10 protein-coding genes are annotated in these 15,918 nt (G+C 54.6%); 2 read left to right on the top strand and 8 right to left on the bottom strand.

Translation table 11 applies throughout. The annotated features are described in order from the left end of the window. Positions 1–5 precede the first annotated feature (5 nt). The 6 genes from AC4FIC_RS02360 to AC4FIC_RS02335 form a co-directional block, all read right to left on the bottom strand. Positions 6–1,259: an OmpP1/FadL family transporter gene (locus AC4FIC_RS02360; RefSeq protein ID WP_100258158.1), complete on the bottom strand. Its 1,254-nt coding sequence runs from the start codon at positions 1,257–1,259 to the stop codon at positions 6–8. Positions 1,260–1,294: 35 nt separating this feature from the next. Beyond that, positions 1,295–2,092, bottom strand: a complete 798-nt coding sequence (locus AC4FIC_RS02355) for a M48 family metalloprotease (protein WP_100258159.1) — start codon at positions 2,090–2,092, stop codon at positions 1,295–1,297. A 162-nt stretch (positions 2,093–2,254) separates the two neighbouring features. Then, a complete protein-coding gene (locus AC4FIC_RS02350) occupies positions 2,255–3,505 on the bottom strand; it encodes an OmpP1/FadL family transporter (RefSeq protein ID WP_100258160.1) in 1,251 nt (416 codons plus the stop codon). A gap of 9 nt (positions 3,506–3,514) precedes the next feature. After that, entirely contained in the window at positions 3,515–4,339 is an 825-nt protein-coding gene (locus AC4FIC_RS02345) for a M48 family metalloprotease (protein WP_100258161.1), read from the bottom strand. Continuing rightward, positions 4,336–4,821, bottom strand: a complete 486-nt coding sequence (locus AC4FIC_RS02340) for an SH3 domain-containing protein (protein ID WP_158524393.1) — start codon at positions 4,819–4,821, stop codon at positions 4,336–4,338. The genes AC4FIC_RS02345 and AC4FIC_RS02340 overlap by 4 nt, the downstream gene beginning before the upstream one ends. A 17-nt stretch (positions 4,822–4,838) precedes the next feature. Next, positions 4,839–7,022 (bottom strand): CHASE2 domain-containing protein, encoded by a 2,184-nt coding sequence (locus AC4FIC_RS02335; protein WP_490359372.1) that lies wholly within the window; start codon positions 7,020–7,022, stop codon positions 4,839–4,841. 443 nt (positions 7,023–7,465) lie between these two features. On the opposite strand from AC4FIC_RS02335, the gene AC4FIC_RS02330 reads away from it, so the two are divergent. Then, positions 7,466–10,165, top strand: coding sequence for an Ig-like domain-containing domain (locus AC4FIC_RS02330; protein ID WP_100258165.1), 2,700 nt, complete (start codon positions 7,466–7,468; stop codon positions 10,163–10,165). Positions 10,166–10,236: 71 nt separating this feature from the next. Here AC4FIC_RS02330 and pulA read toward each other — a convergent pair whose 3' ends face one another. Beyond that, complete coding sequence (gene pulA / locus AC4FIC_RS02325) at positions 10,237–13,797, bottom strand: pullulanase-type alpha-1,6-glucosidase (protein WP_476194820.1); 3,561 nt, start codon at positions 13,795–13,797, stop codon at positions 10,237–10,239. A gap of 150 nt (positions 13,798–13,947) precedes the next feature. Here pulA and AC4FIC_RS02320 point away from each other — a divergent pair, with 150 nt between their 5' ends. Then, positions 13,948–14,328 (top strand): MmcQ/YjbR family DNA-binding protein, encoded by a 381-nt coding sequence (locus AC4FIC_RS02320; protein WP_100258167.1) that lies wholly within the window; start codon positions 13,948–13,950, stop codon positions 14,326–14,328. Positions 14,329–14,399: 71 nt separating this feature from the next. Here AC4FIC_RS02320 and malE read toward each other — a convergent pair whose 3' ends face one another. After that, positions 14,400–15,668 carry a maltose/maltodextrin ABC transporter substrate-binding protein MalE gene (malE, locus tag AC4FIC_RS02315; RefSeq protein WP_227003696.1) on the bottom strand — a complete coding sequence of 423 codons (1,269 nt, stop codon included), beginning with the start codon at positions 15,666–15,668 and terminating at the stop codon, positions 14,400–14,402. Positions 15,669–15,918 lie beyond the last annotated feature (250 nt).

Genomic DNA, 15,918 nt, shown 5'->3' with positions numbered 1-15,918 from the left:
GGGCATCAGTATCGATAGGAGGTGGTGAAAAAGGCCGTCATGCCCAAGATCGTGGTTTGCTGGATCGTAGTCGAATCCTCTACGATCTGGCTATCGCCATTGCCATAATTGCCCATTAGGCCTATGGATATGGCCGAACCCTCGTTAAAGCGGGTAATGCTACTGGTCACGCCATAGATATCAATATGAGCTTCTTGAACTTGACCTGAACGGGTTGGATCCACCTCTGGTGTGCTGGCGAAGGCGGTGTAGAGTCCAGCGCGCAGGGCCCAGCGCGGTGTCCAATACCACTCCAGGCCCACTGCTCCATCGAGCGTCGGCTCTCGGCCGCTAAAGCCACCAATGGCTGCTGAGCTCGTGCTATAGATAGCATCGGCACTGATCAGCAATACACTGCTCGGGAACCAAGCAATACCCGTGCGCACTTGCCATGGGTAAGTTCGGGTATCCTGATAAGTAATAATCTCCGGCACCTGCTCCGTTAAACAGCCAACAGCAGTGCTATCGGTTACACATCGGGCCAGCTGCCGAGTTTCGGTGGCGCTAACCAAGAAGGTCTTATCAACCATCAGACCCAGCGACCAATGCGGCAGGGGCGACCACTGAATCCCCAGCTTGGGGCGAACACCCTGCTCGCTCAACTTGCGATAATAATTAACCCACTGGGTATCCCGATTATTCTCGTCGGTAGCGTTGTACTTAACAAACTGGTTATTAACAAATTCGGCCCGCCGATAATGGAAATGCAGCGATAGACCGATGGACAGATCATCGTTAAGTTTCTTGGCGACCGTTGGCCCCACATTATAGACCGTATCGAGATTGCTAATATTGAGGATTAAACTTTCAATATGGTCAAAGGCGAGAAAACTCTGGTCCTGATTTTCTTGCGCCGAATCGACGATCGACGAGGAGAAGCCAACCATCCACCCCCCCAAAGGCTGCACCACACCAAAGAAATTGGGCAAGACCTGGAAGCTGTTGCGATTGTAATCGAATTCTTCGGCCAAGGCGTCCTGGTAGGTAATGTTGAGCGATTGCACGGTGTTGACGTTGGCCGAAATATTGGCGCTGCGACTGTAAGCAATACCAGCCGGGTTGTAATACATACCGGCCGGATCGTCGGAAATCGCGGCATAGGCACCCGCCATGCCCAAGGCGCGGTCACCGACTACCTGATTGATATTGTGATTCGGATTCGCGTACAGACTGAGCGGTGCAATATAGAGCGCCAACAGCGCTAGCACTTGACGGGTCATGGATTTCCTTCCTAGGGCCGACCGCAACGGAGCGTTCACGGGTTAAAGGCCTTAAATCTGTTCACCAGTAGAGCATAATCGAGGTCATTAAGACCATGGGTGATTTTAATGACCTCGATTTTGTCTAGCCGATCCACAAAGGACGGATGGGTCTGAGACATCTGAGCCCGGTCGCTGCCGGCAGCCTGACTGACCCGCGCCAGAAACTCGGAATAGGCATCCGGGTTATAACCGGCTTGGACCATAATAAACAGACCAATTTCATCGGCGCTGAACTCGTCATCCTGCTGCAGGCCATCGGCCTGTAAAATACCCAAGGCCGCATCAGTCGCCTGATCCAGCGCGACACGAAAGGCATCACTGGCACCGGAGGCGAGCTGAGAAAGCGTGGCGCCGGAGCCCAGCCCGCGAATATTGAGCGCCTTGACGATGTGTTTTTCTCGTACATGGGCAATTTCATGGGCTAGGACACCGGCCAATTCGGCCTCGTTGCGCATTAGGGCTAAAGTACCTGAGGTTAAGAAAATATAACCACCCGGCATCGCATAGGCGTTAATAGTCGGCGAATCGACCACTCGAAAGTGAAAAACGAGCTCGCTACGTCCGGAATATTGTGCCAAATAGCCGCCTAAGGTACTGACGTAACGTTGCAGTTCGTTGTTATCGACAGCATCGACGACACCCAAGTAGCGTGCGGCAACTTCGCGGCCGAAGCGGATTTCAGCATCCACATCGGCGGCATTGTCGGCCGTTTTAAGTAAATCGGAGGCACGGGCGCGAAAATCGCCATCCGTTGGCATCGTGTTGCAGGCGGTTAGCATCAGCAGCGGCAAGGCAAATGTGCGCCAGAAATTGGAGTTTAAAATGACTTAGCCTCCGGTAATATTTTATTGCATTCGCTCGGCGGTGCAATAGGGCTATCCCGTCATCACCGCCCTGAGCGGCATTGAGCCGTGTCGGCAGCGGTGACGATGGTTCTTGTCAGGAGCGAGTGCCTAGTAGCGATAGGACGTGGTAAAAAATACCGTGCCGCCGACGATTGTGGTTGTTTGTAGTAACGATGCAACGGTCGGGAAAAGCTGACTTTGACCCTGACCGTAGTTAAGCAAGGTTCCTAGTGAAATAGACGAGCCCTGATTAAAGCGGGTGATACTCACGGTGGCACCGATCAAGTCGACGTGGCCGGCCTGATTAATCGAGCCGAGGGCCAGTTCCGGCGTATTGGCATTAGCGGTGTAGAGACCGGAGCGCAAAGCCCATTTCGGCGACCAATACCATTCCACACCAAGCGCGCCATCAACCGTTGACAACAACACGCCGTCACCGGAGTCATCATAGGTCGGGCTGTTGTAGATCAGATCGGCACTGACTAGCAGGACATTTGACGGGAACCAGGCACCGCCCATGCGCACTTGCCAAGGGTAGTCGCGTTCAAACGCGGTTGCGGTGATACTTGGGTCACTTTGTGTTTGGCAGCCTATATTCGTCAAATCCGTGCCACACGCGCTCACCTGACTGGTCAGGTTGCCGCTAATAAGAAAGGTTTTGTCAGCACTTAGGCCGAAGGACAAGGACTGCATCGGAGACCAAATAAGGCCTAACTTGGGTCGAATGCCAACTTCTTTGATTTCAGCGTAGCTATTATTCCAGGATATATTGTTGCCCGATGCGGCAGAGAACTTAATGTGTTGATTCGAGATCGACTCCGCCGAACGATAATGCAGATGCATACTGAGGCCAACGGCCAGCTTATTATCCAGAACCCGAGCCACGCTCGGCCCGACATTGTAGGTGGTATCAATGCGATCGAAATTGAAGACAAATTTGTCCACATTAATGGCGGTCAGATCGCTAAAGGTCTGACTCTGTTTTTCTCGTACCGAGTCGACGATGGTCGACGAAAAACCGACCGTATAGTTGCCGAGTGGTTGAATAACCCCGAAAAAATTGGGTAAGACCTGGAAGCTATCGCGCACATAGTCGAACTCACCGGCCACAACATCATCATAGGTAATAGCATAGCTCTGCAGCGTATTCACGTTAGCGGAAATGTTCGCGCTACTGGAATAGGCGATACCCGCCGGATTGTAGTACATACCGGATGGGTCATCCGACACCGCGGCATAGGCCCCAGCCATACCGATGGCGCGATCGCCCACGATCTGATTGATGTTACGGCCGGCATCGGCGAACAGGTAGGGGGCCACTCCCAAAAACAGCCAAACTGCTGTGCCATACCTAAACATAGAGATCCCTTAGCGTTTGAAGGTCAAAAATCTGTCTTCGACGACAGCATATTGTAGATTGTCCAGACCATTGGCCTCGCGCAGCCCTTGCAATCGACTCAGTCGAGTCGACATGTCCGGATGCGTTCGACTCACCTCTTGGGTCGACAGCTGCTGGTCTTGGTCGATGCGAGCTAAAAAATTGAGATAAGCTTGGGAGTCGTAACCGCTTTGCACCAGAATATAAAAAGCCAGCTCATCGGCATCAAATTCATCCTCCTGTTGCAGGCCGTCGTCGGTTAATATCGCCAAGGCCGCTTGCGATGCTTGGGTCAAGGCAACGCGAAAGGCGTCGTTACCGCCTGAAGTGAGCTGCCCCAAGGCGGCGCCGGTCGAGACACCGCGAATATCCAATGCTTTAACGATATGCTTTTCTCGGACGTGAGCAATTTCGTGTGCCAGCACACCCGCCAGTTCGGCTTCATTGCGCATGGCCGCGACCGCTGCCGAGGTGACAAAGATGTAACCTCCGGGCAGGGCATAGGCATTAATTTCGGCAGATTGGATAATTAAGAAATGAAAGTCTATCTCATCACGACCGGCAAACTGGACCAGATAAGCGCCGACCTGATTTACATAGTACTGCAGCTCCTGGTCTGACACCCCATCGTAACCGCCCAGCAGACGGGCGGCGACCTTACGACCAAAAAGCACTTCTGCCTCGACATCGCCTTGCGCATCGGCTGATTTGTCCAATTCGGACAAGCGCGCCCTGAAGTCTTGGTCCATGCTGACACAGCCGGCCAGCCCAAGTGCGGCTAGGACCAGCAGAACCCGATTACCCAAAGCCCTCATTCGCCGTTTTCACGCACAATAGCATCGGCAAATTCTATTATTTCTTCTCCGGGCACACTAATAGCTTCCATCTCGACCAATTCATTGTAATCGGACACACCATCATCTGTGCTCGCATCCGACTCGGTGAGGCCACGTGTTGCACCTGCTGTCGACACTTCGGAGGCACGACTGCGCGTTTGCCCGGTGATCTCGACCGCATCCGAGCCGATCACACTGACCTTATCCAAGGGTGGCTCACTCTTGACCAACAGGGAAGACACCCAACCGGTCTGATCATCGAATTGCACGAGAAACCAGCGTTTCTGCTGCTCGATCAATACCAGTTCGGCGCCCTTCTCGACGCTTACTAGGATGTCGGCATTGAATTTAGGCGCCGCCAGCAGAGAGGCTTTTGCGCTGTGCACGTAGAGCGATTCAGCCGCGACCAAGGGGCTCAATGCCAAAGCGGCAAGTAACCAGACCATCGGTTGTTTCATCATATACGGACCCCATCGTTTCATTTTGATTCGAAAGTATAGACACCATCCCAGTTTTCAGGAAGCGAATTGACCCGAAAGTTGGCAATCCGCGCTAAATAGAGGTCCCGTAACTTCTCAAACGGCAACAGCGCGTAGAGCGATTCTGCTTCAGACCAGTTCCCGGCCTGATAGGCCGCAAAGGCCGCCTGCCCGTTTGACGCAACATCGAGATGCTGCTGATAGTTGTCGGGTTCTTCCTGCTGGTTCGGCAGCGGTAAATAGATCGGCACGGGCTGCAGCTTGCCCTTCACTCGGACGTGATCCAGGATCAGACAGGGTCGGTCGGTCTGCAGGCTCAGACGGGTTGACTCGCTAATCACCAACGGCACGCCATAGCTTTTGGTGATGCCTTCCATACGCGACGCCAAATTCACCGCATCGCCAATGACGGTGTAGTCGAGCTTCCGATCGGACCCTATGTTGCCCAAAATCACCCGGCCGGTATTGATGCCAATGCCGATTTCAATCGGCGGCAACTGCTTATCCGCTAACAGCTGATTTACCACAACAATTTGTACCAGCATATCCAGGGCGGCCTTCACCGCTAGATCGGCATGGTTGTTGACCTGAATCGGCGCGCCCCAAAAGGCCATCATGGCATCGCCAATAAACTTATCCAGAGTGCCACTGTTATTGAAAATAACTTCACTCATTTCACTGAAATGGCAATTCAACAGTCGAACGACATCGACGGCCGGCAAGGTCTCTGAGAAGTTGGTAAAACCGCGAATATCTGAAAACAGAATCGACAGCTCCTCCTCAACCCCGTCGCCGGCGTGGAGGATATCGTCTGACTGGGCCATGGCCTGGTCGAGCATGGCTGCTGAGACATACTGAGACAACATGCGCTTAACCCGTTTCTTGGTTGCACCCTCGGTAAAGCTTAAATAAGTAAAGGAGGCCCCGGTTGTGAGCAACAGCGCCAGTACCGGTAGGGAAAAAGCTATGACCCCGTTTTGCTCTAGGGCTCGACCGGTGACGAACCACCAAGCCACCGGCAGGGCCGATAACAGGGCGATCTTTAACGAGAACGACGGCACCATAAAGATCAGCACCAGGGCCAGTATGGCGGCCGCAATCACCGCAGAGCGGGTCACCCAGGGCTGAGCGATCCTCAGGCCATCATCGTCTATTATATTGCCGTAAGCGGCGGCGTGCAGATAGACACCGGGTGCTTTGCGGTTATTGGCGAGCGACTTGATATCTTCTAATCCGACCGCGCTGGCGCCAATAAACACCACCGCATTTTCAAATTCATAGGGATCGATTGCCAGCTGATCGAGCTCGCCTTTTTTAATTTGGTCATAGGCCTGAAAAATACGCGCGATCGGATAGGGTCGGTAGTCGCCGTAGACATTGATTAAGAGTCGGTCGTTCTGGTCCGTTGGGATAACGCGATCATTGAAGCGCATCTGGTAAGGACTGCTGACTATTATGGGATCGGGCTCATTGATCAACAGTGGGGCCAATGAAAAGGCTGGAAAATAGTCACCTTGATAAGGCCATAACAAACGCAATCGTCGATAGATACCGTCTTCATCGGGATCGGCACCGACCAAGCCCAGATGGGAACTTGCGGCGGTTAACTCCGGCAGCGGCAGGGTAAAGCTGTTTAACTTAGCGGTACCGTTCGATTGCACCTGCTTGATACTGAATTTCTCCACCACGCCCGGCGGTAAAGCCTGGTTTAGATCATTCAGCTCCTCATCGATCGTATCCAAATTAAACATGGCCGCGTGAACGCTGAAGGGGAATTCGGCCGTGGCCTCCACCAAGCGCGCATCGTGGTCGGACAGGCTATCGCTGTTACCGAACTGGGCGCGCTCCGGCTCGGTAAACAGAATATCAAACAGCACCGCCTGCGCACCGGCCATATCGAAAAATTCCAACAACTCCGCGTAGACGGTTCGAGGCCATGGAAACTGACCGAGACTCTGGGACATCTTGGCCATCGACGATTCATCGATCAACACGACCTTGACGGCAGAGGGCAACACTGTGGCGGACCGTGTTTGGGTGATGCGGTAATCGAACAGGGCATTCTCCAGGCGGAGCACCCAGCCTTGGCTGTCCATCACCAGCACAGCCAATACCGTCACTATAAGTATGGAGAGCTGGATACGCATACGCACCAATAGATTTCGGCTTAGGGTTTTTGCCACGGGCGACTTCCTGCTGATAAGGTTATGACCGGCCATTATAGGACTCTTTGGCCACTAATAACGACTCTAATTGGTGCGATACGGCATTATCCGATACCGACCCGCTGCTTTTATATTTGAGATCATCCTTAAAAAAGCGAATCAACTTCCTAATAAGCACGATAAAAATTACACAATGAGCCTTAGCGTCAAAATATAACCGCACAAAAAACACATAAGTGTCAATGTAGCTACTACGCAGCATTACTATTGCTTAGCTTATTGTTTTTTTGGGTTCCTCAGACGAGAAATTGCCACATATGTCAATAAGACGAGTTGGAGCGCGACCTAGAGGCAGATGCTATGCTAACCTCAGCAACAAATGCACGCTAATAACAGTTGGGATCCCTTTCCGCCTATATGCAGACTGGGATTTAATACCAATTCATTTCAGGATCAACACTATGATTAAAAATTCTGCACTCGGCTTCTGTATCGCCGCAACAGCTCTGGTTCTCAGTGGCTGTGAAGTGCCCGTAGATGACGGCACTAGTAGTAGCACCGATAACAACGACTTTACGACCATCACCCGCGATGGCAACGTAGACGTAGTCATGAACTTTGCTATGGACTCGGCTGTCGCCTTGGTCGCCAATGCGGATATTACCGAGGGGACTCGTTCGCTCGAAACAGGCCTGTTCGAATACCGCATTATTGGCGGCTCTAGGACACGCATGGGCATTTCCGAACGGGCTGTGCTGTCACGCGATTCGAGTGACGCATCCGAGGTAGTGGGCTCAAACCTATTAGCACTCGACGACCAAGGAGACCTTACGCCGGCTATGGAGACCAACTTTCCGACCAAGGTAATGTACTCAGTGGGCAGCCCGAGTGGCAATAAAATTTATCTGGCACTTGACCCAGGCTGGTTCGACGATGAACAGGCCGTTGACGCCGACGGTCGCCGGATTGATTTTTCCCGGGTAATCGCGGAAACAAAATGCGCCCTAATGGAGGTAACCGTTGCCACCAACGAGCACAGCTGTGTCGCCGAGGGTATCTTCGTGCAGAACATGAATGACGAGTACAGGCAAGCAGTCAGCGGCAATCAAAAGCCGATCCAATTCGATGGTGACGGCAATCTGTACTTTGCCGGCACCACCTTTTCGGTGCAAGAAGACAGCTGGACCGATTGTTTTTTTGATGATCAAAACGACCAAGAGATCTGTGAAATTCGAACTAACAAATGGCTCGATACGACCGATTGGCAGCCTAGAATTTTCCGTCGTTTGGTCGGTGAAGACACAGCCACCGCCATCACCCAAGATAACGAATATATCGAGTTTTTCTCGGTGCTGAAATCCGGTGAATTGGTTTACCAATCCCGCAATGAATCAACCTGGTCGGCCGAACTGAAGATGTTACAAGGCGATAGTGTGATAGATCTCAGCTCCGGTTGGGGCCTGGATTTCTTTACTGTTGACGACAGCAATACAGTTATCTTTGGCGCTGAAGGCTCTGGCAGTGCGGCAAACGGCTTACGCTTTGCTCGGCCACGTGCTGCAGGCGGTGTTGAGAAAGCCAGCTTAGATACCTCGCTCTTTGGCGGCGATAGCGGCGGCAGTGGCTGGGGTAACCCGAAACCGCGCCGTTTGTTAGTCGGCGACAACGGCCGTATCTACGGTGTGTTTGAAGGCGGTCGTGATACCATCGATGCGAATGGCGTGCACTCGGGTTGGGAGACCACCCTGACCGTCTATCAAATCTTACCCTTTGATGGCGTGCCGAAGCTCGAGCTGGTCTTGGCTGACGGCGTCAGCTGGTGGGATTGGATGCAAAATACGCCCTTCCAGGTATCCGGTGATACGCTCTATTACAGCGACTCGGTCGACGTACCCTTCTTAGGAACCGCCAACGTTATTATTATGGTTGACCTCACTACTCGCCTCCAGACACAACTGCTCACACCTGTTGATGGCGTGGGTCGTTATGAAATATACAACTGGCGTTTAGCCGGCGATGAGCTGCATTTCTCTGGGCTTAAGAAGGATAACAACAGTGTGGTTACCGGTGTTATCGAAACAGCGCGGTTCACACCGGAAACCGACAGCTCTGTCTACTTGACTGTAACCGAGTCCGCCTCGGCCTCTGGTGCAGCATCGGCCATTCAAGATATCGAAGTATTGCGTGCGGTCAGCACTGAGATTGACCCGGGAGACGAGCCTAACCTGACGTTTTTCCAGTCCATGGACAACCTCTATTCCATGAGCATCGACTTCAGTACCAGCATGAATACTGCTTCGGTTGAGGAAAACCTGAGCCTAGTAGATGGGGCTTCGAACCCCATCGATATGATGAAAATCTGGGTCAATAAGACGCTGCATCTGATTCCCGACCTAGACGTCACAGGGCTCTCTGACAGTACTGGCACCGCGCCACTGGCGGCCAACACCGCCTACACTCTAACCGTGGCCGCTACCACCAATGATGTCTTCGGCAACGCTCTCGTCTCTGATGCGAGCCAAACAGTGACCACCCGCCCGAGCTCAGGTTGGTATGTCGATACTAACGAGACCCTGCTCTATGCCGGCCGGAGCGATGGTACCCGTAAGTGGTCAACCTATGATTTGGTTGGCGCCTCGGCACCGGATCACTTTGAACTGACCTTTGATGCTAAGAACTTCAACTGGCAGGGTGTTGAACTGTACCTATTTGACGTGGCCAGTGGCCTGCCAAATCAACGGACGGACTTCAGAATGGGCCTAGGTAGCTGGTCATGGGTGGACTACGAGGATACAGACAACAATTGGCACTGGATCGATGGCGAAACACGCAGTGTTTTTAACGGCAGCTGGAAAACCTATCGTATTCGTGTGTTTGGCAACGATCTGATGGTGGACACCAAAGTCCTGGGTGAAAATGATACCGCCTATGAGGCAGTCGGCAATTTAACCGTAACCGATTTGGCGACTCGTAGTGGCACCGACAATCGAATCTTGCTGCGGGTTCAGGAACCCGTTGGTTTTGATAACTTTATTCTCAATAGCCTAGACAGCAACGGTGATATAAGCATGAACGATGTCTATACCGAGGACTTCAGCGGCGGCATTCCCACGGCATATAATACGGATCTCACAGATACCTATGACGATATCTACGATTAATAATCGCGTCTAATACCCACAATCCATCAAACCGCCCTCGGGCGGTTTTTTTTGGTCTATTGGTTTACCCCCTAATCGATCTGCTGCACCGCAAAGCTAGGTTGCTGCAGGTCAGTCAGATCCACCGCAAATCGGTAGCGGCCGTCTTGAGCCACCTGCAGATTCATCACCCCGCCCGAGCTGTCGAGCTCCACCGGTATGTCAGTTGTTAGCACCGCGCCCAGTCGGCCCCAGTTCAGATCGGCCTTATTGCCGACGGTCAGCCGATAAAAGCCCTTACTGAGGCTCAGTTCAAGCGCGTAGCGGCCCTGGCCTTGATACTGAAATCTATTACTGGCATCGAGCACATCCCAGCTGGTCGCGGTGCCGAGCAAATGCAGCGGTGTGCGGCCGAGCGGCGGCCGCTGGCTGAGGTCTTTGCCGAGCACGGGCAGACCCGGACCCTGCTCGCCCTGCTGGGGTTGCACAAACACGGCGACGCTCAGGGCTGGCAGATGGAATTCGCCGGCGACAAAGGCTGCCCGGCGAATCGTTGGGTCTATCGATTGCTGCTGATTAGGGTGTAGCACAAAGTCTTGTGCACCCGGCACGGCCAGGCCCATGCTGACGTCGGCGGCATTGATCAAGACCAGGATGGCATCCACCTCGGGGTCCAGATCCGCCAGGCCTTGGCCGTCGTTGATCGATAGGGCAATCAGGCCGGGTACCTGGTTCGGGCCAACGTTGTGAAAATCGAGCCGCTGTTGCACCGCCTCGGCCGTGCTCAGGTGAAACAGCTGGCTGCTCTGGCGGATGCTGAGGAATTCTTTAAACACCGCCGCAGCCTGCTGGCGATCGGCGGGCGAGCTGTAAGTTCGCTCATTGGCAAAGGCCTGACGAATCCAAGCCCAGTTACCGCCGTCCTTATCCTGGCGTGGCAAGCCGCGGGCCCAGCCCGATTCCTGCGCGCTAAAATCGACGCTATTAAACCAATCGCCGCTGTCGTAGCTGTCGCGCTGCATCGACTTGGAGCGCAACAACTCCGAGCCCATATGGACGAACGGCACGCCCTGGACCATCAGATTGAGCGCCAAGCCCAAATTCTGCATGCGCACCCGGTCAGCTGTGGAGACCGAATCGGCGATACGATATTGGTTGTTATCCCACAGGGTTTGGTTGTCATGCTTGGAGACATAGGAGATGTTTTCTTGCGGATCCAGAGTGTATCCGGCCGGTTGACCGTTGTAGTCAATGTCCTGACCCAGGGCCGGGAAACCGGTGCGGTCGATCAGCACGAAGTCGCGCAGATTGCCCGCCAAGCCGACCCGAATCAGGTCGGCCTGGTGGAGCAGATCGGCCCGGTCCTGGTCGGCATCTTGGCGCAGTTCATTGGGCAGATAATAGAGGCCATTGGCAAAACCCTGGTTACGGCGCAACGCGGCACCCTCATCGAACGGACCGCCGCCGCGCACGGCATCGCGCAGTCGGTCGCTGAAGGTGCCGATGCCGGTGCCGGCCATGGTCCACTGCACCGCGTTTTCACCGCGCGCACCATCGGCCACCTCACCGAAGTTCCAACCTTCGCCATAGAAGTAGACCTCGGGGCGCACCGCTTGCACGGCCGTCAAGGCCTGCTCCATATTGGTTTTCATATGGTGACCCATTAGATCAAAGCGAAAGGCATCGATCTGATAGTCGCGCGCCCAGACCACCAGCGAGTCGATCATCAGCTTGGCCATCATGCGCTGTTCGGTCGCGGTGTTCTGACAACAGGTGGAGTTTTCCACGGCGCCGGAGGTCGGGTTGCGGCGCTGGTAATAACCGGGCACCACCCGATCGAGCACCGACTTATCGCTTAGCCCGGCGGCATTGGTGTGGTTATAGACCACATCCATTACCACCTTGAGCCCCATAGCGTGGATCGCCTGAACCATCTGACGATATTCCAGAATGCGCGCCGAGCCCTGCGGGTCGCTGGCATAGCTGCCCTCCGGCACGGTGAAGTGATAGGGGTCATAACCCCAGTTGAAGCTGTCCAAGGGCCGGATATAGGCCATCAAGGCCTGCTGTTGTTCGCTGTCGCCGGGCAATGAACGCAGCAGCGAGGCGATGCTCTGGTCGCTCTGACAGTGTTCGGCAAATGAACTGGTTTGCATGCTCGGGCTGAGCTGGCACAGCCGGGAGACTGGGTCGTCAAGCTTGACCTGTTGCTCGGCAGACTCGTTGATAGTGGCAATATCGAAGCTGGGCAACAGATGCAGATGGGTCAGACCGGCCTGCTGTAGCGCCTGAAGATGCGCCATGCTGGCGCGCTCGGGTTCGCCAAAGGCGCCGTATTTGCCATTGAGGGCGGCGCTACCGCTGGTGTCGCTCAGGGTGAGGTCGCGCAGATGGGCTTCATAGATCACCCTGTTTTGCGCTCCCCCGGCAGTGTTTGCGACAGTGTTTGCGACCCCGAGCCCGTGCTCCGTCTCGCCCCAATGGGTCGGCAATAGACTGGGGTGCTCAAGGTCGACCACCTGGGAGAACCGACTGTTGCGGCTCAGGCTAAGACTATAGGGGTCGGTGACCTCATAGCGTTCAATAGCCCCGCTGTCGGGATGATAGACCTGCACTCGATAACGGTAGTAGAGACCCTGGAGGTTGCCCGGGCGGGTCGCAGACCAGACCCCGGTCTGATCATTGAAGGTCATCGGTAGGCTCTGAGCTGGTTGGTCGAGCTGCGGATAGAGTTGCAGTGCCACGGCCTGCGCGGTGGGCGCCCAAAGTCGAAAGTGGGTAACTTGGCCAGTGCTCTGGGCGCCCAGCTGGATGTTGGCGGCCGCATCGGCATAGAGTGTGTCGAGCACGCCGGCGGTCTGCACCTGCGTCGCGGCCGCCAGACTGCCATCGGGATTAAAGGTCGCAACGACCAGTTGGCCCTTGAGGGCGGCGCCTATATCCAGGTCTACCGGAACGGTCCAGGCCTTAAAGTCGGCCAGATGCGGAAAACGGGCCCGCAGCTCAGCGCCTAAGGTTCTGCGCGTCAGCACGACCGAGCGCCCGCCGATGATTTTTTTCGCGATGGCATCGGTTTGGATATCGGCATCGGCGCTGTAATAGAGCCGCACGCTGGGCACCGGGCCGGGGTTAAAGACCAGGGTACGTCGGTCCAGCCAATGGGCCGCGGCACCCTCGATGGCGATCGGTGGCACCAAGTGAGGTTCGCTGAAAAGCTTCGAGACACCGGCAAAGGTAAACACCCGTTGACCGCCCAGCGTGGCCCGGTCGAACAGCTGATCGAGGCCGCCTAAATCCTTGTCACTGCCCTGGTGGACAATAAACATAAAGTCAGCCCAGTCCGGCCCAGTCATCGGCACGATAAAGTAGGCGCCATAGTCCGGGTGCACACCCGCCGGGGCGAGCGGCACATCCCAGGCCGTGCTGCTGATCAGCTCATTGACGCCATTGGTTCGGCCATCGCCATCCCAGAGGTGTAGGCCCCAGTCCTGATATTGGCCGTCGGCGCGCTTATAGTAGATCACGGCTTCATTGGGCTGGGCTTGATACAGCTCGTCAACAGACGCGTCCGAGGCCGCTGCAAGGGTCGATCCCAGTACCCACCCAGTGGCGAGCAAGACCGATACTATTCGAGTTAAGGCGATTCTAAGCATGGCAATTCCCTGTCATTTCTATTATTTTGGCGGGCTGTAGGGCCGGGCCGGCGCACTGAAGCGGTCAGGCCAACGATGGCACAAGTCGGGCTATCCTAGCCGTCATCCTTAGACGGGGTGGAGCCGAATTAGCAAGGGGGATGAATTCAGATGACACACAATAACCAGGCCGCCGATCGACTCGACTACTGGCGCCAGCGTTGCCTGGCCAAGCTGGGCAGCAGCGAAGAAACGCCTTTTGGACCCGATGTGTTGGTCTATAAGGTCGCCGGTAAGATGTTTGCTTCCCTGTCGGTCAATACGCCGCTAACGATCAATCTCAAGTGCGATCCGCAAGAGGCGATGATCCTGCGCGCCAGCTTCGCGGCGGTCATACCCGGTTATCATATGAACAAAAAACATTGGAACACCATAGACCTGAGCGCCGAGCTGGACGAAGACCTGTTAGCGGGCTGGCTCGATGATTCCTATGATCTGGTCGTCAAGGGTTTACCCAAAGCCCTCCAGGCTCGCTTAGGCGGACAATCCTAATCCCGCTTTAGCCAGATTGATCAGGCAAAAAAAAGCCCGCAAGGCGGGCTTGTGCTATGCGCACGAAAAATCTAGTTTGGCCCAGTGGCTGCGGCCGTTAGATAGTGTTTGCGGGTCCACATTTTCATGGTGTCCAACTTGCGCAGACGTTTGGCGACATCGGCCATCGTCTCCTCAACCTTTACCTCACCGGTAACCATGGGTTGCAAGTTGGCTTGCATGGAGCTCCAGAAACGCTTCATTTCGGGTATATCGGGCATGGTTTCGCCGGTCGCAGCGAGCGCAAAGGTATGAGCAATATTGGCGTTCGACTCAAGCTCGGTCATCAAACGCTTATTGGCCACCGCGCCCAAGGGGCGATCAGCATCCATTGCCTTGACCCCTTCGTAGACAACGACATATTCTTCGAGGAATTTCTTTGCGAGGGCATCGTTGGGCGAAAAGCTGTTCACCGCCGCCGCCATAAAGCCAACGAAAGGTCGACCGGAGCCGGAATTTTTGTCCACCTGCGGGAATTTGGCCAGGCCGTAATTGACGCCCGAATCCCGCAGCTCGTTCCAGACCCATGGCCCGTTAATGGTCATGGCCACCTTGCCCTCTTTAAAGGCGGTCATCATTGCGCCCCAATCTTGGCCGTCGCTGGTTTCGATCACACCGGCATCGTGCAGCCGCCGCATCATGTTCAGCCCCTTCAAAGCACCTCGACTGTCAACACCGACATCGACCAGTTGATAGACCCGATTGACCTTTTTAAAGGAGTAACCACCCGCGGAGGTAATCAACGGCCACGCGAAGTAGGTATCGCCATACTTAAAGTGCAGGGCGCGCTTGCCGTCTTTGCGCAGTATCTTATCTAGGGCGATCACCTCTTCCCAAGTCTTGGGCGGTTTGGCCACCAGATCCTTATTGTAGATAAATGAAATCGCCTCCATGGCAATGGGGTAACCATATATTTCATCGCCTACCGTCACCGCGTTCCAGGCGAAATCGTGCAGCTTGCCGTAGAGCTCCTGGCTGGGGTACACCGGTTCCAGGTAGCCTTCGTTGATCCAGGACCCAAAACGATCGTGGGCCCAAAAAATGATGTCGGGGCCTTCGGTGGTCGCCGCCACCTTGGCGAAGCGGTTGGCCGGATCTTCACCGCCGTCCCAATCGTCCTGGGTGTTGACGATCACGCGCACGCCGGTGTCGGCGGTGAAGCGCTGCGCGACTTCGCGCAAGCCGTTGTAGCCCTTGTCATTATTGATCCACACCACCAGGGCATCGCGCTCAAAGGCGACGCTGGCCTGGCCAAACAAGGACAGGAAAAGAACCAGTGAGGCTAATCGTATTTGGGACATAAAGTGCATACCTTTCTCCGCTACGCTGTAAATATTGAGTTGTTTATCACGGCCGTCTAACCAAGCAAATACGGCTTTGTTGGTTGTAATTGTATTAGTGGTAAAGGTCGTTCCGAGCTAGGGGTGCGGGCCTCGCAGCAAGAATAATCAGTTTCTGAATGGCTTCGATTTAAAAATTATTAAAAAAAGTATCTTTTTCCATTGGGTGAACTATTCTGATCCATTACTCATAGACTGTTAGTATAGGAGA

The sequence above is a fragment of the Reinekea sp. genome (genome assembly GCF_982785585.1).
Note: the sequence above shows the minus strand (reverse complement) of the source record. Positions and strands in the feature narration are given on the sequence as shown.

Bases quoted from the DNA above. Each gene is read 5' to 3' on its own strand.
- AC4FIC_RS02340 (WP_158524393.1), bottom strand. From the start codon at position 4,821: ATGATGAAACAACCGATGGTCTGGTTACTTGCCGCTTTGGCATTGAGC.
- AC4FIC_RS02320 (WP_100258167.1), top strand. From the start codon at position 13,948: ATGACACACAATAACCAGGCCGCCGATCGACTCGACTACTGGCGCCAG.
- malE (WP_227003696.1), bottom strand. From the start codon at position 15,668: ATGTCCCAAATACGATTAGCCTCACTGGTTCTTTTCCTGTCCTTGTTT.
- AC4FIC_RS02360 (WP_100258158.1), bottom strand. From the start codon at position 1,259: ATGACCCGTCAAGTGCTAGCGCTGTTGGCGCTCTATATTGCACCGCTC.
- AC4FIC_RS02330 (WP_100258165.1), top strand. From the start codon at position 7,466: ATGATTAAAAATTCTGCACTCGGCTTCTGTATCGCCGCAACAGCTCTG.
- pulA (WP_476194820.1), bottom strand. From the start codon at position 13,797: ATGCTTAGAATCGCCTTAACTCGAATAGTATCGGTCTTGCTCGCCACT.
- AC4FIC_RS02350 (WP_100258160.1), bottom strand. From the start codon at position 3,505: ATGTTTAGGTATGGCACAGCAGTTTGGCTGTTTTTGGGAGTGGCCCCC.
- AC4FIC_RS02345 (WP_100258161.1), bottom strand. From the start codon at position 4,339: ATGAGGGCTTTGGGTAATCGGGTTCTGCTGGTCCTAGCCGCACTTGGG.